Consider the following 20,818-nt stretch of genomic DNA (forward strand, 5'->3'; position numbering starts at 1 on the left):
TTTGAAAAATGCTCATTTCGGTCCGGGGATGGGGTTAAGTTCGGTTCACCCCAGAAGGTCGGGGGAGGTGAGGGAAAGACTCACCGAGTTAGATGAGGAGAAAATCATGGAAGCCATTCTCACCATGCTCAAGGGCCTGGTCTCCACCCTGTCCGCCAGCATCTCCGCCAAGTGAGCGGAATTCGCTCATAACATGCGAATGGGCCCGATCCAGCGCAAGGGATCGGGCCCATTTCGTATTTACTACAGCGAACCGCCGGCGGCGGAAGGCGAACCGGAAGCGTCCTTCGGGGAACTCATTTCCCGCGAGACGTAATTCTCCAGATCGAACAGGTTCGCGCTGGCCCGCTCGGCGACGGTGAGGAGGGTGCGCATGGTGGCGACTTCCTCGACCTGCTCCTTCAGGAACCACTGCATGAACTGCTCGCCCTGATAATCGCCTTCTTCCCGGGCGGTGCGGGCGAGGGCGACGATCTGTTCGGTGACCGTCTCCTCCTGGGCCAGGGCCAGGGCGATCGGCTCCTTGGCATTCTCGAATTGCGATTTCGCGGCATCGACGGCCGGCACTTCCACGCCGAAATCCTGATCCAGCAGGTACTGCGCGATCATCATCGCGTGATTGCGCTCTTCGACGGCCTGCTTGTAGAAGTACTTCGCGAGCACCGGCAGATCCGCGTGATCGAACCAGGTCGCGATCGCGACGTACTGGTGTTCGGCATTGAATTCGTTGCGGATCTGATCCTGCAGCAAACCGTGGAACTTGCTGCGCTTGGTTTGAGTACGGATGGCCATGGGAGAAGACATTAGCCCTGGTCACAACGCGTGTCATCCAAGTGCAGCCTTATTGAGCCCAGCCTTATTGAGGCAAGTATTGCCTAATTTCAGCTAATTCGGGACCGTGGTGATCAGGTCCGACGGGATCTGCTGATCGGCCGCCAGCGCCTCGAAGAACTTGCTCGCCTTGGTCTTGTCCCACAGCAGCACATTGCCGCTGCCGTCGACGTCGGTGAAGCCGCCGACCGGGACCGTGGTGGCCACCGGATCCCCGCTCAACGCCCGGCCGAGGGAGGCCAGATTCCACACGTGCGCGCCATTGTCGACCTTGAGCGCGGCCGTCGTATCGGTGACGAGCGGCCAGGCCCGGAAGGGGTTCAGCAGGGTGGACGGACTGGACGCCTTCTTCAGTAGTGCGCTCAGGAACTTGCGCTGATTCAGCATGCGCTGCAGGTCGGCGGTCGGCGTGGCGCGGCTGCGCACGAAGCCGAGCGCGTTCTTGCCGCTCAGCGTCTGGCAGCCCGCCTTCAGGTCGATGCCGGCCAGCGGATCGTCGATGGCCTCGTCCAGGCACATGTCGATACCGCCCACCGCGTCCACGATGCCGGCGAAGCCGCCGAACCCGATCTGCGCGTAATGGTCGATGCGCAGCCCCGTCGCACCCTCCACGGTCTGCACCAGCAATTGCGGGCCGCCGAACGCGAAAGAGGCGTTGAGCTTGTCCTTTCCGTGCCCCGGAATGCTCACGTAGGAGTCGCGCGGCAGGCTGACCAGCGTCGGCTTACCGGATTCCGGCACGTGCACCAGGATGATGGTGTCGGTCCGTTCGGACCCGACCTCGCCGCCGGTGGACAGCTCCTGTTCCTGCTCGGTCGAGAGCCCGGCGCGGCTGTCCGAACCCACCAGTAGCCAGTTCGTCCCGGGCGTGTCGCCGGGCCGGCCGGAGTAGCTGGTGAGCGCGTCGATCCGGGTCAGGTGGGTGTCCACGTAGATGGCCGCGCCGATCGGCATGAGCAGGATCAGCAGCAGCAACACCAGGATCCAGCGGAACCAGTGCCGTTTGCGCTTGGGCCGTTTCGGTCGCGGCGCTTCGCCGCGGCCGCCGCGCTTGGCCGGCCGGGAGGGCGGCGGCGGGGGAGTGGATTCGCGATAGGGGACCGGGCGCTGGGTCGGCGCGTGCGTGACCGGCGCGGCCTCGCGGGCTTCCCCGTATGTTGTCGGCGGACTCTGCTCGTCCGACCACATCTTCCGGGTCCGCTCGGGCGGGCGCTGCTGTCGTTGCGGCGCAGCGGCATTGGATCGCTGTGGGGCGCCGCCGCGCTGCTGCGGCGACGCGTTGCCGCGCTGCGGCGAGGCCGGGTTACCCCGCTGCGGCGGCGCCGGGTTACCGCGCTGCGTTGGGGCCGCGTTGCCGCGCGGTGGGGGAGCCGCATTGCCGCGCTGTGGGGGCACGGCGTTGGAGCGTTGCGGCGGAGCGGCATTCGGGCGCTGCGGCCGGCCGGGCTGCGCGCCGGGCGGTGGATTCCCGTTCGCGCGCGCCGCGCCGCCGGGATTGCCGCGCTGGGGTTGCACGGGATTTGCTCGTGGTTGCCGCGGCGGCACGGGAGGCTCGCCCGGACGTCTCGGCGGCGGCTCCCGGCGCATCCGTGCAAACTGCTGGGGGTCGTCGCCGTTCATCAAGGAAAGCCTACTGATGGAAGCGCTCGAGCGGTTCATTCCAATCGCATTACGGTGATCGGACTTCGGTGGACGTGACCGGGATTACGGCAGCCAGGACACGTGCCCGCGCAGTGCGGCGTAGCCGAGATAGGCGATGGTGTCGATGAGCGCGTGCGCCAGCAGCAACGGCCACAACCGGTCGGTCCGCTGCCAATACCGCCCGAACACCAACCCCATCACCAGGTTTCCGAGCCCGCCCCCGATGCCCTGATACAGGTGATAGCTGCCCCGCAGCAGCGCCGATGCCAGCAGCGATTTGTGCTCCGACCAGCCCAGCGCCCGCAACCGGGTGATCAGATACGCCACCACCAGCACTTCTTCGGCCGCCGAGTTGGCCCAGGCGTTGAGCACCAGCATCGGCAGGCGCCACCAATGTTCCAGTGAGCCCGGGACGATGGTGACGCTCACGCCCAGCGCGTGCGCGATCAGATACAGCCCGAGGCCCGGAATGCCGATCACCGCCGCCAGCGCCAGGCCCGGCAGCACGTCCGAACGCCACCGCAGCCGCGCCAATCCGATCGCCCGCGGTCCGATCCCGCTGCGCCACAACAGATACAGCCCCAGCGCCGCCCAGCCCAGCAGCCGCCCCACACTCAACAGCTGAAACAGCAGGTCCAGGAAGGATTGCGCGGCCCGCGACGGATTCAGCGCGACCGTCTGCCCGCCCACCCCACCGGGCGAGAGCGCGCTCTCGATCAACGACAGCGCCGCACTGGCCCCGCTCAGCCCGAACGTGACGACCAGGACGATAGCGATCTCGATCCGGATCGCCCGCCGCTCGCCCTCGGAGGACGCGGGTGCGGGCCACGCGGACGCGGAATCAGCCGAAACCATGCCGCCAATCTATGGGCAGTCGTCTGGTTCGGCGGTCCGGGCGTGCCGAGCCGGATTCAGATGCGATGCAAGCCGCGCTGGAAGGGATTGCCCGCCAAGGTCTGTACCGCGCGGCTCAGCGATTCCACATCGTCGGCCGGCGCGTGGAAGGGCAGCCGGATGTCGTGATCGCGGTCGATCGCCTCGACCCGCAGCGTGACCCCGTACCGGTCGATGGCCAGCGGATGCACCAGCGCGCCCCGGCGGATGTCGGCGGGCAGATGCCGGGCCAAGCGGTCGATCACATCGGCATGATCGGCATGCAGATGCTGCAGCCAGGCGGCCTCCATCCCGCAGAACGGATCCGGCCGAGCGGCCCGAAGCTGTTCCCGCGACACCGAATCCGCGCCCGCCGTGTCCGCCACCACCGCCGAGTCGATGACCAGCCGCAACAGCACCGACGTATGCCCCACATCCAGCAGATTAGGATGCGGATGATCTTCCGCGACCGCCGTGGCCAGCGCCCGCTGCGCATGCGAGGGCACCGCGTGCACCCATCCGCGCAACCACACCAGCGCCCGCACCGGCTCCCGCAAAGGCAGCGGCGCATTGTCGGTCAGCTCCAGCACCGCCGGCGATCCGGTCGTCCCGCACCGATCCACCAGCATCGCCGCCGTCGACTCCGCCGGCACCGCGATCACCATGTCGCCGCACAACCGCAGCCGATGCACCGAGGTCGGCACCGGATCCAGCCCCGGCAGCGCCAGCACCGAACTCTCGGCATTACTGCACGCGCTGTGCACGCGCTCGGCGGTAGTGGGTGAGGCAACCGGGGCAGCCGCGGGTGGCATACACACCTCCATCGTGAATTAGGTAAACCTAAGCTAAGTGACGCAAGTCGCCCACGCAACCCCGCAACCGCTCGAATCCCCGCGGGCGCGGCCGATCCGTGCGCGCGACCAGCCTCTTCGCGCGTTCGATCCCAAGGCGCGTCACCCACGTTGCCGGGTATGTGGCCACCTGCGGCTGGGGGTTCGCGAGGTGCGATGCCAAAGCCATGGATGGCTCGGCACCACCAGAATGCGAACAGCCGCGACGGGTCGGACGTTCGGCCGACTCCGTCCGGGCAACGGCCGCCCACCCGCTTCAGGCCCGCGCAGGCGCTCGCTACGGTGGACGGGTGCCGCACGATCTGCCTCCCGCGCCCGAGCCGGTCGCGCTCTCGCTGTCCATGCCGCCCGCCCCCGCGCGCGGTCTCACCGAGGATCTGGTTCGCCCCACCGGTGCGGCGCCCGCCGCCGAAGTACTCGACCTGACCGCCGATGACGAGGCCGTCTCCGAGTTCCTGGTCCGAATCGCTCACGCCGACACCGGTTTCGTCGCCCGTACCGATTCCGGCGAACGCGCGCTCGCCATCGTCGCCGCCACGGTGGCCGCCCTCTGCGGCGAAGACATCCGCGCCGCGCTCGCCGCCCCGGATCTGGCCTTTCTGAAGGGCTTGAAGCCACCCGCAGTGGAGGCGTTCCGCACCGTCCTGCTCGCCATCGAATCCGACAATCCGGACGTGGCGGCCGCCCTCACCGCCCTCGCTTGACGCTCGCGCATGGTCGTGCTCGCCGAAGGTGACAACTGATTTCGTGAGATTCGGGGTAACTCCCGGGGTACGCCCAGAATTTGTTCGGCACTCGACGCAGGCACGGACAGGGAAGTCCTACGGCTCTCAGCCGTCCGCCAAGTACGCGGGGAGGCGGAACAGTAATCTCGTTGTCGTGCCTCGTATCGCCTACTTCGGGCCCTCCGGAACTTTTACCGAGATGGCTCTCGCGAAACTCGAGTCCGCCGGATTGTTCGGCGGGCCGGTCGAGCGTGTGCCGGCGCCGAGTCAGGGGGCGGCCATCGAGCTGGTGCGGGCCGGGGAGGTCGAAGGGGCGGTAGTGCCCATCGAGAGTTCCGTCGAGGGGTCCATCGCGCCGACCCTGGATGCGCTGGCGGTGGGGCCGCGGTTGCAGATCATCGCTGAGGCCGAGCTGGATGTGGCGTTCACGATCGTGGGGCGGGCGGGGATCGGGCTCGACGACGTGAAACGGGTCGCGGCCTATCCGGTGGCGGCCGCGCAGGTGCGGATGTGGCTGGCGCACCGGATGCCGCAGGCCGAGATGTATACGTCCGCTTCGAATGCGGCCGCGGCGGACGATGTGGTCGCCGGGCACGCGGATGCGGCGGTGTCGACTTTGCTGGCGGGGGAGCGGCGCGGGCTGGCGGTGCTGGCTTCGGGTGTGGCCGACCATGATCAAGCGGTGACCCGGTTCGTGCTGGTGACCCCGCCGCAACCGGCGCCGCCACGGACCGGGGCGGATCGCACCTCCATCGTGCTGGAGCTGGCCAACGAGCCGGGCTCGCTGATGCGGGCGTTCGCCGAATTCGCCACCCGCGGTATCGATCTCACGCGTATCGAATCGCGGCCCACCCGCACCGGGATGGGCACCTATCGCTTCTATCTGGACTGTGTCGGGCATATCGACGATGCCGCGGTCGCCGAGGCGCTGAAAGCCCTGCACCGCACCGCCGCCCGGATTCGCTTCCTGGGTTCCTGGCCGGCGACCTCGGCCACCGGAACCCCGCCGCCGCCCGACGAACCGGCGGCGGTCTGGCTGACCGACCTCAAGAAGGGGGTGGCTGATCTGTGACCGGCAAATTGATACTGGTGCGGCACGGTGAGACCGAAGGCAATGTGGCCAAGATCCTGGACACCCGGCTGCCGGGGCTGCCGCTGACCGAACGCGGTGCGGCGCAGGCGAAGACGTTCGGGGCGAACCTGGTGGATCCACCGCAGCGGTTGTTCTCCTCGGAGGCATTGCGAGCCCGGCAAACCGGTAGCTATATCGAAGCGGCGACGGGCGTGCCGCTGGTGGCGCTCGAAGGATTGCAGGAAGTACAGCTCGGCGACCTGGAGGGGCTGAACACCCGCGACGCGCACGAGACGTTCCAGGACATCTATCACGCTTGGCATTTCGACGATCTGAGCCTGCGGGTGCCGGGCGGGGAATCCGGGCGGGACGTGCTGGATCGCTATGTGCCCGCGCTGGAACGGATCCGCGCCGACTACCTGACCGATCCGGACGCCCCGGATGTCATCCTGGTCAGCCACGGCGCCGCCATGCGGCTGGTCTCGCGCGAATTGACCGGCGTGCCACGCAGTTTCGCCGCCAACAACCATCTCGACAATACCGAGACGATCGAACTGCTACCGGTCGCGGGCGGTGGCTGGGAATGCACCCGCTGGGGTCGCTACCTGCCGCCGTTCGGTGATGACATCGCGCCGACCGGCGACGACCCGATGGGCTGATCGGTCAGCGCTGGGCTGACGGTTCTTGTGCGCCAGGGAATTCGGTGCGCAGCGGCAGCGAGGTGATCAGGTCCTGCAATGCCGTGCGCAGCCGCCCCGGTGTGCCGCTCGCCAGCGAGGTCCATTTGGCCCCGTCGTCGGCGCGGCTGGCGGTGGCCAGCAAGCGCCCGTGCCGGGTATCGAACACGGCCACGTGATTGTCGGTGACCTCGCGCGCACCGTCCGCATAGACCACGCCCACGATCTCGGCGTGCGCGTGCACCTGCACCAGCGCGGCGGCCAAGGTCTGCGCGTCCCGCGCCGGATTGCCCACCCGGGCAAGATGATTCGCGGTGGTGGTGACATCCCCGGCGGCATCGAAAATGGGCGCGAGCTCCGCCGTGGGCGCGTTCATGCCGCTGATCTCCAGCGGATCCGCCGGACCGATCGCGGCCAGCAGCGTGCCCGGCAGATCGTGCCCGGCTTCGTCGAGCATGTAGGACTCGGTGCCGCGCAACACGATCACCTCGAAATCGTCCCCCTTGGCGAGACAACCCCGATTGACCTGCCCGTCCACGTACCAGCGCAGCGCTACCACCCAATGCGGCCGGTACAGCACCCGCAGCCGCTCGGCCAATTCCGGATGCACCTCGGCACCGTCGAGCAGCCCGCGTTCGGTGAGCGCGGCGGCGGCCGCCACCATGGCCGCGTCGTGCTCGGCCGCATTGTCGTAGCGCCCCATGGCATTCAACACCACGGGCAGCTCGTCGATCGCCAAAGCCTCCTGGAGATACTGCATTTCGTCGAGCGACAGCAGGACCGCCCGCAGCTGGGACGGGCCGCGGCCCGCACCGAGCACCGTCACCGCTGATCCATCGGATCGCCGCCGATCACCGCGGGCGCGATGGCCCGGCCGTCGGCGAAGTGCTCCACCGACCGCCCATAACCATTGCCGCTGTGCGTTTCGTCCTCGTCGTCGGCGGCCTGCGCACCCAGCAGCGGACTGCCCGAACTCGCGGGCCGCACCGGCGCCACACCGTTGTTCGCCGCCACCGCGACCGGTTCCGCCACGGCCGTGACCGGCGCGGCAGCCGGCGCACCGCCGCCGATCGAAGCTCCCGCACCCCAGCCCTCGGGCAGTTTCAATGTGCCGCCGCCGTTTCCGATGCTCACCCCGCCGCTACCGAAGGAGGCCGCGCGCGTGCTCACCGACGCCGCGCCACCGGCGGCGACGCTCGCGCCCGCCATCATCGGCAGCTGCGCCGCGCCGCCCGCGGAAGTCTGTGTCACCGCATTGGTGATGGCCGTGACCGCACTGCTCGCCACTTGCCCGACACTGGACGCACCCGTGGTGACCACGGTCCCCGCCACCTGCCCGACCTGCGAGAGCGCACTCATCACGGCCGGATTGTTGGCCAGCGCGGTCGCCGCCGTCACGGCCATCTGAATCGGATCCCCGCCCCCGGTGCCGAACGCGTCCCCGCCGTTCGCCGACCCCGCGCCCATGGCGATGGGCGGCGGCATCAGGAACTCGCCAGGCGTGGTGACCATGAACGTGGTCGCCGCCTCGTAGGTCTCCATGACCAGCGCGGCCCGGATGTCCAAGGCCAGCTTGGCCGCCTCGGCCGCTTCGGCGGTCCCGTTGAGCGCGCCGCCGGTGGAGTGCGCGGCCACCCGCGCCGCCTCGACCAGCGCGATCTCCGGCAGGCTCGGCATGGCGATGGACGCCACGGTGTACGCGGTGGCATTGAACGCGGCCTTGCCCGCCATCACCGCGGCCATCACGCCCTGCTGTTCGGCCCACAGGTTGAACCCGGTGAGCCGGCCGAGCACATTGAGCCCGTTGATGCCCTGCAGCCCGACCCCCAGTTCGGCCATGACCCGGGCCACGGTCGCGGTGGCGTCCACCCAGGCGGCGGTCAGCACGCCCCACGAACTGCCCGCGGCCGCGATCGGAATCGCGTGCGCGCCCGCGTTCAGCGAGACGGAATTCAGTTCGGCCATGCGGGGCAGCCAGAACACCCCGGTGATTCCCAGCGTCATGCGAGTTTCCCCCTCTAGACCTGGACGGCGGCGATGCCGACCGCGCGCACGGCGTCCTGCGCGATGTACTGCGCGAGCTGACCGCGCAGCGTGGCGGCGGCGTGATGGAGTTCGAGAATGCCCTGCGCGACGGCCCGATCATGGCTCAGCGCGGCCTGATTGAAATGCCCGGCGGCCAGGAACGACACCTCTTCGGTGCCCGAGGGCAGCACGTGGGTGGCGGGTCCGGCGAAGGAAGCGGCGGCGGCCAGCCGTTCGGCGAGCAGATCGAGCTCCAGAGCGGCGGCGAGGACGACCTCGGCCTGTACGTGCACGTGGCCGACCATGCGCGGACTCCCTTCGATTCCCCCGCCAGCTAATTCTCAGCTGCCGTGACTTTCAGCCCCATCCCAGCTGATGAAGGCGGTCGTCGTCAATCCCGAAATAGTGCGCTATCTCGTGAATCACTGTGATTGCCACCTCCTCCACCACCTCTTCTTCGCTGTGACACATCTCCAGGATGGCTTCGCGATAGATGGTGATGGTGTCCGGCAAGGCCCCGGCATAGTGGCTGTAGTCCCGGTCGGTGAGCGCTATCCCGTGATAGAGCCCGAGCAGGTGCGGGTCCTCGTCGCTGCGCGGCTCGATGAGCACCACCACATTGTCGATGGCCCGCGCCAGCTCCGGCGGAATCAGATCCAGCGATTCCCCGACCAGCTCCTCGAAGCGGTCGTCGGACATGAAGACCGGCATGCCTATCCGTTCCGCCCCGGCGAACCGTCGATCATCGCGGCTGCGGGATGACGGGCGGGGCGGCGCCGGGTAGTGGCGACGGCGTGGAGCGGCCGTTGTTCGGCGGCGGCACCGGGGCCTGGCCGTCGATCAGGATCTCGCCGCGCGCCGAACCGGTGATGGCCGCGAAGCCCTCCTGGTCCGCGCCCTTGCCGATCATGCAGTTCAGGCTGCGGCTGCCGGCCAGCCAGCTGCGGGTGTCGAGGAAATCCCAGAACAGGGTGAGGGTCTTGTTGCGCAGCGCGTCCGCGGAGCCGAGGTAGTCGGTGGAGTCCTTGGCGCAGGCCTCCTCCATGAACTTGTCCTGCTCGTCCTTGGACGGCGGGCCGCCGGTGAAGCGGGTGCCCAGATCCACGGTGGAGACGATCTCGAAGGCGTGCGACTTGGCGCAGTCGATCGGATCGGTCGGCAGATTGCGGCTGATGCCCACGCAGGTGCCGGCGTCGAAGACCTTGGACTGATTGGACTCTCGCACGCTGCCGCTGATCGGATGGGTGGCGGTGCCGGAGCTGCCGGCCACCTGCAGGCCGCAGCGCAGCGTGCGCTCGCCCGCCTTCCAGCCCGCCTCGCCCGGATTGATCAGGCCGACCACGAACTTGCCGCGCGGGTCCAGCTTGCCGCCGAGATAGGACTGGGCGGCGCTGACGCAGTGCTCGTCGCGCAGTTCGGTGAAGCGCAGCGAGTCGGGAAAGCGGGAGCCGGGCCCGAATTCGACGCCCGGGTACTTGCTCAGGTCGACGTCCTCGGTGACCTCGAACAGATGCTTGTTGGAGCAGTCCACCTTCACCAGGTCGCTGGCGTTCGGCTTGCTCCAGCTCAGGCAGTCGCCCTGGGAGGCGGTGCCGAAGGCCGCGCCCGCGACCGCGCCGGTGGGCTGGGCCGCGCCCGGCGTGTGCGCCTCGATGCGATTCGAGTCGAATCCGGTGAAGACCAGGGTGAGCAGGGCCGCGAGCACCGCGCCGCCGGCGACGGCGAGCAGACCCCAGCGCATGGTGGGGGCCGACAGCGCGCTGTTGGTGTCGAGCTTGGCGCGCAGGGCATGCAGCGGGCCGAGCAGACCGCCGGATTTACCGCCCCGGGACTTGGGACGGTCGGACGGCCACTCGGGCGACGGAGGCATCTGTTCGTCGGACATCGCGCTCCATCATTGCAGCGAGGAGCCACCGCCGCCACGAGCTACGGATCCTCGCGCACGCCACGCCGAATCGATGCGCACTTCGATCCGACGTGACGGTTCACGAGTCGAGCCGTCCGAAAAGCTCAGTTCAGAATCAGATCCGCGGCCTTCTCGCCGATGAGCACCGCCGGCGCGTGGGTGTGCCCGCGGGTGATCACCGGCATGACCGAGGTGTCGGCGATGCGCAGTCCTTCGATCCCGCGCACCCGCAGCTGCGGATCCACCACGCCGCTGTCGTCGGTGGCCATCCGGCAGGTTCCGACCGGGTGGTACAGCGTGTGCGAATGGTCTTCCAGACAGCGCCGCAGCACCTCGTCCATCGGCGTGCTGGACGGCACCGCCGGTTGCATGAGCTCGCCGATGTGCTCCTTCAGCGCCGGCTGCGAGGCCAGGTTCACGCAGATCCGCAGTCCCGCCAGCAGCGCCGCGCGATCCTCGGCCTCACTGCAGTAATACGGATTGATCCGGGGCGCCTCGAACGGATCCGGCGAGTTCAGCGCGATGGTGCCGATCGACTTGGGCTTGAGCAGCACCGCCGCGAAGGTCAGCGCGTGCCCGTCCGGATCGCCCAGCCCCTCGCCGATATAGGGCGCGGGCCCGAAGATGAGCTCCAGATCCGGCAGGTCCAGATCCTCACGGCTGCGCACGAATCCGTACGCCTCGCCGACATTGGAGGTGAGCTGTCCGCGCCGCCGCAGCAGATAGTTGCCGAGTTCCAGCAGATTCTTGTCGGCCCCGAACAGGCTGCCGCCCCGGGTGCGGTACACGATCGGCGCCGCCAGGTGATCGCGCAGGTTCTGCCCGACCTCCGGAAGATGTTGCAGCACCTCGATTCCCAGTTCGCGCAGCTTGTCCCCGTCGCCGATGCCGGACAGCATGAGCAGCTGCGGGGTATTGATCGCCCCGCCGGAGAGCACCACCTCGCGCTTGGCCTTGATGGTCTTGATCTCGTCGCCGATCCGGAATTCCACCCCGACCGCCCGCTTGCCCTCGAAGAGCACCCGCGTCACGTGCGCGTCGGTGACCACGGTGAGATCGCGGTGCTGCTGCAGCGCCGGTCGCAGGTAGGCGTCCGCCGTACTCCAGCGCGCCCCCCGTTTCTGGTTCACCATGGTCTGCGTGAACCCTTGCGGCTCATCGAGATTGGCGCGCTCCAGCGGATAACCGGCCTGGCTGGCCGCCTGCAGGTATTCGTGGGTGATGGGCCGCGGGCTGCGCTGCGCCGAGATGTGCAGCGGCCCGTCGGTGCCCTCGCTCGGCCCGCTGGCCCGCTCGACGCTCTCCATCCGCCGGAAATACGGCAGCACCTGCTCGAACGACCATTCGGGCCCGGCGTAGCGACCCCATTCGTCGTAGTCGGCGGCGAACCCGCGCACCCACATCATGGCGTTCATGGACGACGAGCCGCCGAGCATCTTCCCGCGCGGCCAATAGACTTGCCGCCCACTCAGTTCCGGCTGCGGCTCGGTCCGGTAGTTCCAGTCGTTGGGCCCTTGGAACAGGGTGTGGAACGCGGCGGGGATATGCGCCATCTTGTCGCTGTCCTCACCGCCCGCCTCCAGGACGACGACACTGACGCCCGGTCGATCGCTCAGCCGTGCGGCGACGGCGGCTCCCGCCGATCCGGCACCGACGACGACGAAATCCGTTGTGCTCGGGGTGTATTGCGGCATGATGATGACTCCTCGGAGAGGTGCTGAACGGGGACAGCGGCCGTCGTCCTAGCGCCCGCGTCGGTCCCCATGACCACAGACTATGGCGGTGTTCGCGTCCGCGCGCCTCGGAATGACGGGATCCGGAGAGAAAATGGGATGGGTGTGACCGGCGGTGCCCCGCACGGTCCGTGACCGGCGTGTCGTGCGCGAGGTTCGACCTATGGGAAATGCGGTGGACCCGGCCCATTAGGCTGTTTACCTATGATCGACCTTCGATTCCTGCGGGAGAATCCAGACGTGGTCCGCGCCTCGCAGCGCGCTCGTGGCGAGGACCCGGCCCTGGTGGACTCCCTGCTCGAGGCGGATGTGGCCCGCCGCGCGGCGGTCGCCACGGCCGACGGTCTGCGCGCCGAGCAGAAGGCGCTCGGCAAGAAGGTCGGCAAGGCGTCCGCCGAGGAGCGCCCCGCCCTGCTGGCCACCGGCCAGGAGCTGTCGGCGAAGGTCAAGGAAGCCGAGGCCGCGGAGAACGCCGCCGACGCCGTCATGGACACCGCCCAGCGCGCCATCTCGAACGTGGTGCAGGAGGGCGCGCCCGCCGGCGGCGAGGACGACTACATCGTGCTCGAAACGGTCGGCGCCCCGCGCGAATTCGATTTCGAGCCCAAGGACCACCTGGAACTGGGTGAATCGCTGGGCGTCATCGACATGGAACGCGGCGCGAAGGTCTCGGGCGCGCGCTTCTACTTCCTCACCGGCTACGGTGCCCTGCTGCAGCTCGGCCTGCTGCAGCTGGCCGCGCAGAAGGCGGTCGCCAACGGTTTCACCATGATGATCCCGCCGGTGCTGGTGCGCCCGGAGATCATGGCCGGCACCGGCTTCCTGGGCCAGCACGCCGCCGAGGTCTACCACCTGGAAGAGGACGACCTGTACCTGGTCGGCACCTCGGAGGTGCCCCTGGCCGGCTACCACTCGAACGAGATCCTGGACCTGAGCGGCGGCGCCAAGCGCTACGCCGGCTGGTCGTCGTGCTTCCGCCGGGAAGCGGGCAGCTACGGCAAGGACACCCGCGGCATCATCCGCGTGCACCAGTTCGACAAGGTGGAGATGTTCGTCTACACCAAGCCGGAGGACGCCACCGCCGAACACCAGCGCCTGCTGGCCTGGGAGAAGGAAATGCTGGCCGCCGTCGAGGTGCCCTACCGCGTCATCGACGTGGCCGCGGGCGACCTGGGCAGCTCGGCCGCCCGCAAGTTCGACTGCGAGGGCTGGGTCCCCACCCAGCGGACCTACCGCGAGCTCACCTCGACCTCGAATTGCACCACTTTCCAGGGCCGCCGCCTGAATGTGCGCTACCGCGACGAGAACAACAAACCGCAGACCGCCGCGACTTTGAACGGCACCCTGGCTACCACGCGGTGGATCGTTTCCATTCTCGAAAACCACCAGCAGGCCGACGGTTCGGTCAAAGTCCCTGCCGCCCTGGTGCCTTTCGTGGGTACGGAAGTTCTCGAACCGCGCTGAGTTCCGGTGACACCGGCCGCAGCGAAGCGGAGGCAAAAATCAGCAGACCGTTTAGGCTAGGCAGCGTGCGAGGAATCGGGTCTCGCGGCGATACCCGGACGCGGGTGCGGGCGGCATCGGCGCTGGCGACGGCAATGGTCATGGCTCGGACCACCGGGGCGTTCTACGTCATGGGCGGTGCGCTGGGGCTGATCCTCACCGCTGTCGCGCCAGGTGATGAGGGCAATCGACCGCTGGTGGGTTCGGCTGCGTTCGTGGCGCTGCTGTTGGGTCTCAGTCTGCTCATCTGGGGTCCACGCCTGCCGCATTGGGCGCATCACCTGTATGTGGGAACCGCCACCGTGCTGGTGACCATTGCGGTGCATTGGTTTCCGAATACCGTGGGCGCCATCAGTTTGGCGGCGTTCTATGTGTTCGTCGCCTGTGATGCCGCCATTTTCTTCTCCTGGCGTTGGCTCGGCGCCCATCTGGCATTCGCGATCGTGTGCTGCCTGTGGGTGGTGCCTTCGCGCGGACTGCCGTGGTGGTCGGGTCTGATTCCGGCGGGCATCACCGTCGGAATCGGCATTGTGGTCGGCATTTTGACGCGTATGGCGTCGAATGCGGATATCGATGTGCTCACCGGATTGCTGAATCGGCGCGGTTTCGACCGGGTGCTGAGCAATGCCATCGCCCATGCCACCCGCACCGGGCAGGGCATGGCGCTGGTGCTGGTCGACCTCGATCGCTTCCAGAAGATCAACGATCACCTCGGCCACCGCGCCGGCGACGCGGTGCTGCAGCGGGTGGCCGACACCTGGGCCGGACTGCTCTCCCCGGATCAGCGCCTGGCCCGCTACGGCGGTGACGCTTTCGCGGTGCTGCTGCCCAACACCACCGAGCAGGCCGCGATCCTGCTCACCGAGCAATTGCGGGCCGCCGTCACCACCGGCTGTTCGGCGGGCGTGACGTCCTGGCAGCCGGGCGAATCCGGTTCGCTGCTGGTCTCGCGCGCCGATGTCGGCCTGTACCGCGCCAAGCAGGCGGGCCGCAATCGCACCGTGCTGGAGTCCTCGCGGCAGCTGCCGCTGGCGGTCGAGCTGCGCGAGGCCATCGATCGCGGCACCCTCGACGTGCAGTACCAGCCCATCGTCTCGCTCACCGACGGCGCCACCCGCGCGGTCGGCGTGGAGGCGCTGCTGCGCTGGTCCTCGCAGGCGCAGCCGGAGGTGACCACCGAGGGCCTGATCCGGGTCGCCGAGGAATACGACCTCATCTCCGATCTGGACGAGCTGGTGCTGCGCCGCGCCTGCGCCGACGCGGCCCGGCTGCAGGAGACCTTCGCGCAGCTGGACCTGACCCTGAACGTCAATGTGTCCGGTCTCGAGCTCGCCGAAACCGATTACGCGGACCGGGTTTCCGGCATCCTCACCGAAACCGGCTGGCCCGCCGACCAGTTGGTGCTGGAGGTGACCGAGTCCGAACTGGCCGCCGAATCCGATACCGCCATCGCCAACCTGCACAAGCTGCGTGAGCGCGGCGTCCGGATCGCCATCGACGATTTCGGCACCGGCTACTCGTCGCTGAGCCGTCTGGCCACGCTGCCGTCGGACATCCTCAAGGTGGATCAGTCCTTCGTGGCCGCCATCCGCTCCGATTCCCCCGCCCCGCCGCTGCTGGGCGTCATCGCCGCCCTGAGCAAGTCCCTGGACCTGCAGGTCATCGCCGAGGGCGTGGAGACCGAACACCAGGCGGCGGTGCTCACCGAACTCGGTTTCGCGCTCGCCCAGGGCTACCACTACAGCGATTCGCACCCGGTGTCCGAGCTGATCAACGACCTCAACGACCGGCACGGCCTGGTCGGCGCGGCGCTGGCCGACCACGAGCCGAACACCAACGGCTGGATCCCGATCGATAACCCCTTGACGGACGAGTGAGCGCGCGCGACGCTGACCGCATGCGTTTGCTCGTCTACGGCTGTTGATTCCTCACCGCCCTTCGCACCGCCGCCCGCCGTCCTGAAAACGGTGGCGCGCATTCGGTGCGCGCACTCACGGTCAGCGCGGTGCTGTTCGCCCTCACCGCCGACCTCATCCCGCTCTACGCGCTGTACGCGCTGCTCTTCGCCGAACACGGCCTGAGCACCGCCCAGATCTCCTCGCTGCTGGCCATCTGGTCGGCGACCGCGTTCATCCTCGAGATCCCGTCCGGAGCCTGGGCCGACACCGTCTCCCGTCGCGGCCTGCTCATCCTGTCCGGCGTACTGCTCGCGGCAGGCTTCGCGGTCTGGACCGTGCTGCCGTCCTACCTGGGTTTCGCCGCCGGCTTCGTGCTGTGGGGAACCTCCGGCGCATTGCGTTCCGGCACCTTCGAAGCCTTGCTCTACGACGATCTCGCGGCGCGCCACGCGACGGCGGAATATCCCCGTATCGCGGGCTACATTCGCGCCGCGAGCGAATTCGCCGCGCTGGTCGGCATTCTCGCCGCCGCACCGCTCTATGCCTGGGGCGGTTACGCATTGGTCGGCTGGGTGAGCGTGCTGATCGCGGTTGTGCACACGCTGTCAGCGATCGCGCTGCCGAGCGCGCCGAAGGCGGTGTCCGCCGGCGATATCGAGGACCTGGAAGAAGAACTGGAAGGCGCCGAGTCCGCGCCGGCCGGCCCGGGCGCGGATGTCGTGCCGAGTGACCCCGACGTCGAGTTCGATTCCGGCATCGGGGAATCCGAGCGGGATTTCACGAATACGGCGGATCCGCGGAGTGCCGGTTCGCGGTACCTCACCATGTTGCGCACCGGGGTCCGCGAAGCCTTCCGGGTTCGCATGGTGCGCCGCGGCGTCATCTTGGCCGCGCTGCTGAACGGTATTACCGCTTACGACGAATATTTCGCGCTGCTGGCCGATTCCACCGGCGTCGCACCATCGATCACCGCACTACTGGTCGGTCTGACGGTTGCGGGCGCATTGGCCGGCGCCGCCCTGGCGGGCCGGACCGAAGGATTGCGTACCCGCACCGTGTCCCTCGCCGTCGCGGTGGCCGGTGCGCTGTTCATCACCGGCGCGCTGGTGGCCGGCGCCGCGACCACGTCCCCGGAGTTCACGTATGTGCTGACGCTGACCGGCTTTTCGGCGATCGGCATCGCCTACGGCATCGACTACAACGCGGAGGTGATCGCCGCGGCGCGCCTGCAGGACGCCATCGCTGGCCCGGCGCGCGCCACCGTCACCTCGGTGTCCGGTGTGGTCACCGAGGTGATCGCCTTGATCGTGTTCGCGTTCGTGGGCGTCGCGTCCACGTGGTTGTCGATCCCGGTCGTGGTGGCCGTGCTCGGTATCCCGTTGCTGCTCATCGCCCTGCTGATCCCCGCCTGGTTGCCGCCGCGTCCGGAGCACGAGGAGACGGCGGGGGAGCGGGGTTCAGGCGACGGAGGGCCGGTGCAGGCTGGACCAGAGCGGATCGCCCTGGGCGGCGAAGCGCCGCGCTAACTCCTGCTGCGCTTCGATCTCACCCAGTTCGGAGTCGACGCAGAACTGTCCCTCGGCGGCGGTCAGAACCTTGATATTGACCAGCCGGATCCGGGAAAGCGGTCCTTCGACAAATGTCGGGACCGACCGGTCGGTGACCCCGAGCATGACCACCATCTGCCCGTCCGCATCCAGATAGATATCGGCGGCCTCGCGCGGCAATACGGCATTGTCGACCGGAATGGTGATGAGCCCGTAGTGCTCGAGCATCTGAATCACCTGAAACCCATACCGCGCCACCACGTTCGACACCGTCATGACCGTCTGCCCGAGCCACGACGCCGCCACTTCGGCGGTGGTGGCGTCGACCGGCACATCGGGGGAGATGGCGTAGACCTCGAGCTCGAAACCGTTGGTATTAGGTGAATTATCCCATTCAGCCGGATCGGAGAGCCCGCTGCTGGCCACCATCACCGCATCCTCGCGCCGCACGATCAGATGCGCCTGGCGCAATGCGGGCCATTCCGGTCCGTCGATGAAACCCGGGCTGTTCTGCTGCGCGATGACCCGGCGGTCCTTGCGCCCCCACGAATTCCAGGCGTTATCGAGCGCGTCCCAGGTCGCGACCCCGTGGAGTGCGTAAGTTCTCGTTTCGCTCACGGGCATAACCGTACTGAGGCAATGCGTTTCATTCGCGCTAGCCCCGCCGCGTCTCCTGCAATTCGATGGCGACCAGCAGTTCCACCAGGTCTCCGACGGCCCGCACATTGCGCCCGGTCAATTCCTGAATGCGCCGCAACCGGTATTTGGCCGTGTTGTGGTGCACCCGAAGCTGTTCCGCCGCGGCCCGCAGATTCATATCGGCGGCCGCGAAGGCCCGGATGGTTTCCGCGAGCGCGCCGCCGCGCGCCCGATCGTCGGCCAGCGCCGTGCTGATCCGCGCGTCCACCAGTGCCCGGGCGGTGTCGTCGGCCCGCAGCACCAGGTAGCGAAACGGCGTGAGCTGCGGCAATGCCATGACCCCGCCGGTATCGGGCAGTAGCTCGAGAGCAGCGCGCGCCTGCTGGTACGCCTTGGGCAGCTGTCCCGCGTCGGTCGCCACCGTGCTCACCCCGAGCGCCGTCGAAATACTCTGGGCGGCGAGACTTTCCCGCGTATGCCGGAGCCTTTCGCAGAATTCTTCCGCGGTCCCGAACCGCCCGAGCGCGGCAATGGCGACGACTTCCGCGCCGCGCACCACGGTGAGCGGCCGGTGCCCGTGTATTCCGCTGCGGGACAGGGCCGCCGCGACTGTATGCCAGGTGTCGGTTTCGAGGGCGCCGGCGGAATCCAGAATCGATCCGGCCACCACCACGACCGGAGTATCGGCTTCCATTCCGATGCCGTGCGCGTGCGCCATGGCCAGCAATGGCCCGCGCCCCGGCAGTTCCCCGGCGAGCAGGCTGTCCATCAACTCCAGATGCTCCCGGCTGGCCTCGGCCGAAAGATACTGCTGGAATTCGAGATACGCGTTGGCGGCCTGCGTGCTGATCAGATCGCAGTACCGGGTGAGCGGCGTGACCATGGACAGCGCCGCCTCGCGCCCCGCCTCGGTGTCCCCGGCGTGGACCATGAGCGTCTTCCACAGCGCCTGCTGCCCGAGCCGGAAGGCATTGATGTAGTCCACCAACGTGAGCCCCGCCTGGGCGCGCCGGGCTGCGGCGCGCCGGGTGTAGGCGACGTCCGCGACGGTCACCCGCCGCTTGTCCAGCAGCGCCCCCAGCCCGGTCCGGCACAGCCGGGTCAGCTGATCGTGCACGTCGGCGCGCAGCGCTTCGTCGCGCGCGGCGTACGCGGGGATCTGCGCCATGATCGCGTGCATGCCGGTGTCCGCCATCTCGCCGGCGTGGTCGAAGACCCTGCTGACGATCCGGGCGCGCTCGGCCAGCACCGTTGCCGATACCGGTGACTGTGATCCACCTGACATAGCCCGGGATTAATCCATGACTGGCGGTATGTGTCAACGCGGCGACTGTCCGCCGGGGACAAACCGGCCCGCCGAAGTTGGTCCTCCGCGTCCGATGTGCACCCTGACCTGCGTTCTTACGCTTCCCCCATGCTGGAGATATCCCATCTGACGGTCCGGTTCGGTGGTATCACCGCTCTGGACGATGTCGGGTTCGCCGTCGCGGCCGGCGGTGTGGTCGGGCTGATCGGCCCGAACGGCGCGGGCAAGACGACGCTGTTCAATTGCCTCACTCGCCGCTACACCCCGACCTCGGGCGCACTGGTCTACGACGGCGCGTCCCTGCTGGACGTCCCGCCCTACGGCCTGGCGGCGCGCGGCATCGCCCGCACCTTCCAGAACCTGGCGCTCTTCCCGCGCCTGACGGTGCGCGAGAACGTCCTGGTCGGCGCGCATCATCGGGCCCGTGCGGGCTTCCTCGGATCGGCCTTGCGCCTGCCCGCGGTGCGCGGCGAGGAACGCCGCCTGCGCACGGAAATCGATGCGCTGCTGGAACTTCTGGAACTCGCCGACGTCGCCGATCATCCGGCCACCGGCCTGCCCTTCGGCACCCTCAAACGCGTCGAACTGGCCCGCGCGCTGGCCGTGCGCCCCCGCCTGCTGCTGCTCGACGAACCGGTCAACGGTCTCAGCCACGGCGAGGTCGGCGAATTCGCCGAGCGGCTGCGCCGGGTCCGCGCCGAGCTGGATCTGACGGTGCTCGTGGTCGAACATCACATGGGCTTCGTGATGGGCACCTGCGATCGCGTGATCTGCCTGGACTTCGGCCGCGTCATCGCCGACGGCGAACCCGAAGCGGTGCAGCGCGATCCGCGCGTGATCGCCGCCTACCTGGGCGCGGCCGCATGACGGCCGAACCGTTCCTCGTGGTGCGGGACCTGCACGCCGGCTACGGCGGCGCGAAAGTCCTGCACGGCCTGGACTTCTCGGTCGCGCGCGGCGAGGTGTGCGCCATTCTCGGCCCCAATGGCGCGGGCAAGACCACCCTGCTGCGCGCCCTGTGCGGCATGGTGCGGGTGCGTGGCGGCGTCCGGTTGGGTGACGCCGACATCGCCGGCCGCGCTCCGGAAGCCATTGCGCGCCTGGGCGTCGCGCACGTCCCGGAGGGTCGCGGCACCTTCGGCCCGCTCACCGTCGAGGAGAACCTGCGCCTGGGCGCGTACGCCCGCCGCGATCGCCGCGGCGTCGCCGCCGATCTGGAGAGCATGCTCGATTTCTTCCCGGTGCTCGGCGAGAAACTGCACGAACCCGCCGCCGGGCTGTCCGGCGGTCAGCAGCAGATGCTGGCCATCGCCCGCGCGCTCATGCTGCGCCCGCGCCTGCTGCTGCTCGACGAACCGTCATTGGGCTTGTCGCCCTTGGTGACCCAGGAGCTGTTCGGCATCGTGCGCGCCGTCAGCAGGGAGGAACAGCTCACCGTGCTCGTGGTGGAACAGAACGCGCAGCTGGCGCTGGACATCGCCGGCCACGCGCATGTGCTGGAGACCGGCCGGATCGTGCTGTCGGGTCCGGCGGAGGAGATCAAACGGGACGATCAGGTCGCCCGTTCCTATCTGGGATACCGGGGCTGACC

Annotated in this window: 20 protein-coding genes; 8 read left to right on the plus strand and 12 right to left on the minus strand. The window is 68.5% G+C overall.

From position 1 onward, the window contains the following. Positions 1-243: 243 nt before the first annotated feature. From NY1_RS24800 to NY1_RS24815, 4 genes are all read right to left on the minus strand, one after another. Complete coding sequence (locus NY1_RS24800; RefSeq protein WP_067717998.1) at positions 244-792, minus strand: ferritin; 549 nt, start codon at positions 790-792, stop codon at positions 244-246. Positions 793-885: 93 nt separating this feature from the next. Beyond that, positions 886-2,346 (minus strand): LCP family protein, encoded by a 1,461-nt coding sequence (locus tag NY1_RS24805; RefSeq protein WP_233434467.1) that lies wholly within the window; start codon positions 2,344-2,346, stop codon positions 886-888. 189 nt (positions 2,347-2,535) lie between these two features. Then, positions 2,536-3,327, minus strand: a complete 792-nt coding sequence (locus tag NY1_RS24810; RefSeq protein ID WP_067718005.1) for a CPBP family intramembrane glutamic endopeptidase — start codon at positions 3,325-3,327, stop codon at positions 2,536-2,538. Positions 3,328-3,383: 56 nt separating this feature from the next. Beyond that, positions 3,384-4,157 carry a DUF2470 domain-containing protein gene (locus NY1_RS24815; protein WP_067718007.1) on the minus strand — a complete coding sequence of 258 codons (774 nt, stop codon included), beginning with the start codon at positions 4,155-4,157 and terminating at the stop codon, positions 3,384-3,386. Positions 4,158-4,486: 329 nt separating this feature from the next. Between NY1_RS24815 and NY1_RS24820 the strand changes: the two genes are divergently transcribed. The 3 genes from NY1_RS24820 to NY1_RS24830 all read left to right on the plus strand — a co-directional run bounded on the left by NY1_RS24820 (position 4,487) and on the right by NY1_RS24830 (position 6,652). After that, a complete protein-coding gene (locus NY1_RS24820) occupies positions 4,487-4,900 on the plus strand; it encodes a hypothetical protein (protein WP_084535304.1) in 414 nt (137 codons plus the stop codon). 175 nt (positions 4,901-5,075) lie between these two features. Further along, positions 5,076-5,993, plus strand: a complete 918-nt coding sequence (gene pheA, locus NY1_RS24825) for a prephenate dehydratase (RefSeq protein WP_067718010.1) — start codon at positions 5,076-5,078, stop codon at positions 5,991-5,993. Next, positions 5,990-6,652: a histidine phosphatase family protein gene (locus NY1_RS24830; protein ID WP_067718013.1), complete on the plus strand. Its 663-nt coding sequence runs from the start codon at positions 5,990-5,992 to the stop codon at positions 6,650-6,652. The genes pheA and NY1_RS24830 overlap by 4 nt, the downstream gene beginning before the upstream one ends. A 4-nt stretch (positions 6,653-6,656) precedes the next feature. Here the strand turns inward: NY1_RS24830 and NY1_RS24835 are convergent, their stop codons facing one another. The 6 genes from NY1_RS24835 to NY1_RS24860 all read right to left on the minus strand — a co-directional run bounded on the left by NY1_RS24835 (position 6,657) and on the right by NY1_RS24860 (position 12,295). Next, the gene (locus NY1_RS24835; protein ID WP_067718015.1) at positions 6,657-7,496 is read right to left on the minus strand and encodes an ESX secretion-associated protein EspG; all 840 of its coding nucleotides are present in this window, start codon (positions 7,494-7,496) and stop codon (positions 6,657-6,659) included. Beyond that, positions 7,493-8,674 (minus strand): PPE domain-containing protein, encoded by a 1,182-nt coding sequence (locus tag NY1_RS24840; RefSeq protein WP_067718018.1) that lies wholly within the window; start codon positions 8,672-8,674, stop codon positions 7,493-7,495. The genes NY1_RS24835 and NY1_RS24840 overlap by 4 nt, the downstream gene beginning before the upstream one ends. A gap of 14 nt (positions 8,675-8,688) precedes the next feature. Further along, the gene (locus tag NY1_RS24845) at positions 8,689-9,000 is read right to left on the minus strand and encodes a PE domain-containing protein (protein WP_067718021.1); all 312 of its coding nucleotides are present in this window, start codon (positions 8,998-9,000) and stop codon (positions 8,689-8,691) included. Between the two features lie 52 nt (positions 9,001-9,052). Further along, the gene (locus tag NY1_RS24850) at positions 9,053-9,406 is read right to left on the minus strand and encodes a metallopeptidase family protein (protein ID WP_067718024.1); all 354 of its coding nucleotides are present in this window, start codon (positions 9,404-9,406) and stop codon (positions 9,053-9,055) included. Positions 9,407-9,437: 31 nt separating this feature from the next. Then, positions 9,438-10,580: a septum formation family protein gene (locus NY1_RS24855; RefSeq protein ID WP_408639282.1), complete on the minus strand. Its 1,143-nt coding sequence runs from the start codon at positions 10,578-10,580 to the stop codon at positions 9,438-9,440. A 125-nt stretch (positions 10,581-10,705) separates the two neighbouring features. After that, complete coding sequence (locus tag NY1_RS24860; RefSeq protein WP_067718026.1) at positions 10,706-12,295, minus strand: GMC family oxidoreductase; 1,590 nt, start codon at positions 12,293-12,295, stop codon at positions 10,706-10,708. A 243-nt stretch (positions 12,296-12,538) separates the two neighbouring features. Between NY1_RS24860 and serS the strand changes: the two genes are divergently transcribed. From serS to NY1_RS24875, 3 genes are all read left to right on the plus strand, one after another. Continuing rightward, on the plus strand, positions 12,539-13,798 hold the full coding sequence (gene serS, locus NY1_RS24865; RefSeq protein ID WP_067718029.1) for a serine--tRNA ligase: 1,260 nt from the start codon (positions 12,539-12,541) through the stop codon (positions 13,796-13,798). Positions 13,799-13,863: 65 nt separating this feature from the next. Then, positions 13,864-15,714, plus strand: a complete 1,851-nt coding sequence (locus NY1_RS24870; protein WP_233035297.1) for a putative bifunctional diguanylate cyclase/phosphodiesterase — start codon at positions 13,864-13,866, stop codon at positions 15,712-15,714. A gap of 104 nt (positions 15,715-15,818) precedes the next feature. After that, entirely contained in the window at positions 15,819-17,261 is a 1,443-nt protein-coding gene (locus NY1_RS24875) for an MFS transporter (RefSeq protein ID WP_084535305.1), read from the plus strand. Here the strand turns inward: NY1_RS24875 and NY1_RS24880 are convergent. Further along, complete coding sequence (locus tag NY1_RS24880; RefSeq protein WP_157762467.1) at positions 17,193-17,900, minus strand: hypothetical protein; 708 nt, start codon at positions 17,898-17,900, stop codon at positions 17,193-17,195. The two genes, NY1_RS24875 and NY1_RS24880, sit on opposite strands and share 69 nt — an antisense overlap. A 37-nt stretch (positions 17,901-17,937) precedes the next feature. Beyond that, complete coding sequence (locus NY1_RS24885) at positions 17,938-19,206, minus strand: PucR family transcriptional regulator (protein ID WP_067718037.1); 1,269 nt, start codon at positions 19,204-19,206, stop codon at positions 17,938-17,940. 129 nt (positions 19,207-19,335) lie between these two features. Between NY1_RS24885 and NY1_RS24890 the strand changes: the two genes are divergently transcribed. Together NY1_RS24890 and NY1_RS24895 are read left to right on the plus strand one after the other, a co-directional pair. Further along, positions 19,336-20,094 (plus strand): ABC transporter ATP-binding protein, encoded by a 759-nt coding sequence (locus tag NY1_RS24890; RefSeq protein ID WP_067718040.1) that lies wholly within the window; start codon positions 19,336-19,338, stop codon positions 20,092-20,094. Beyond that, positions 20,091-20,816, plus strand: a complete 726-nt coding sequence (locus NY1_RS24895) for an ABC transporter ATP-binding protein (RefSeq protein ID WP_067718043.1) — start codon at positions 20,091-20,093, stop codon at positions 20,814-20,816. The genes NY1_RS24890 and NY1_RS24895 overlap by 4 nt, the downstream gene beginning before the upstream one ends. The last annotated feature ends 2 nt before the right edge of the window (positions 20,817-20,818 follow it).

The organism is Nocardia yamanashiensis NBRC 100130, assembly GCF_001613325.1.
GTDB lineage: Bacteria > Actinomycetota > Actinomycetes > Mycobacteriales > Mycobacteriaceae > Nocardia > Nocardia yamanashiensis.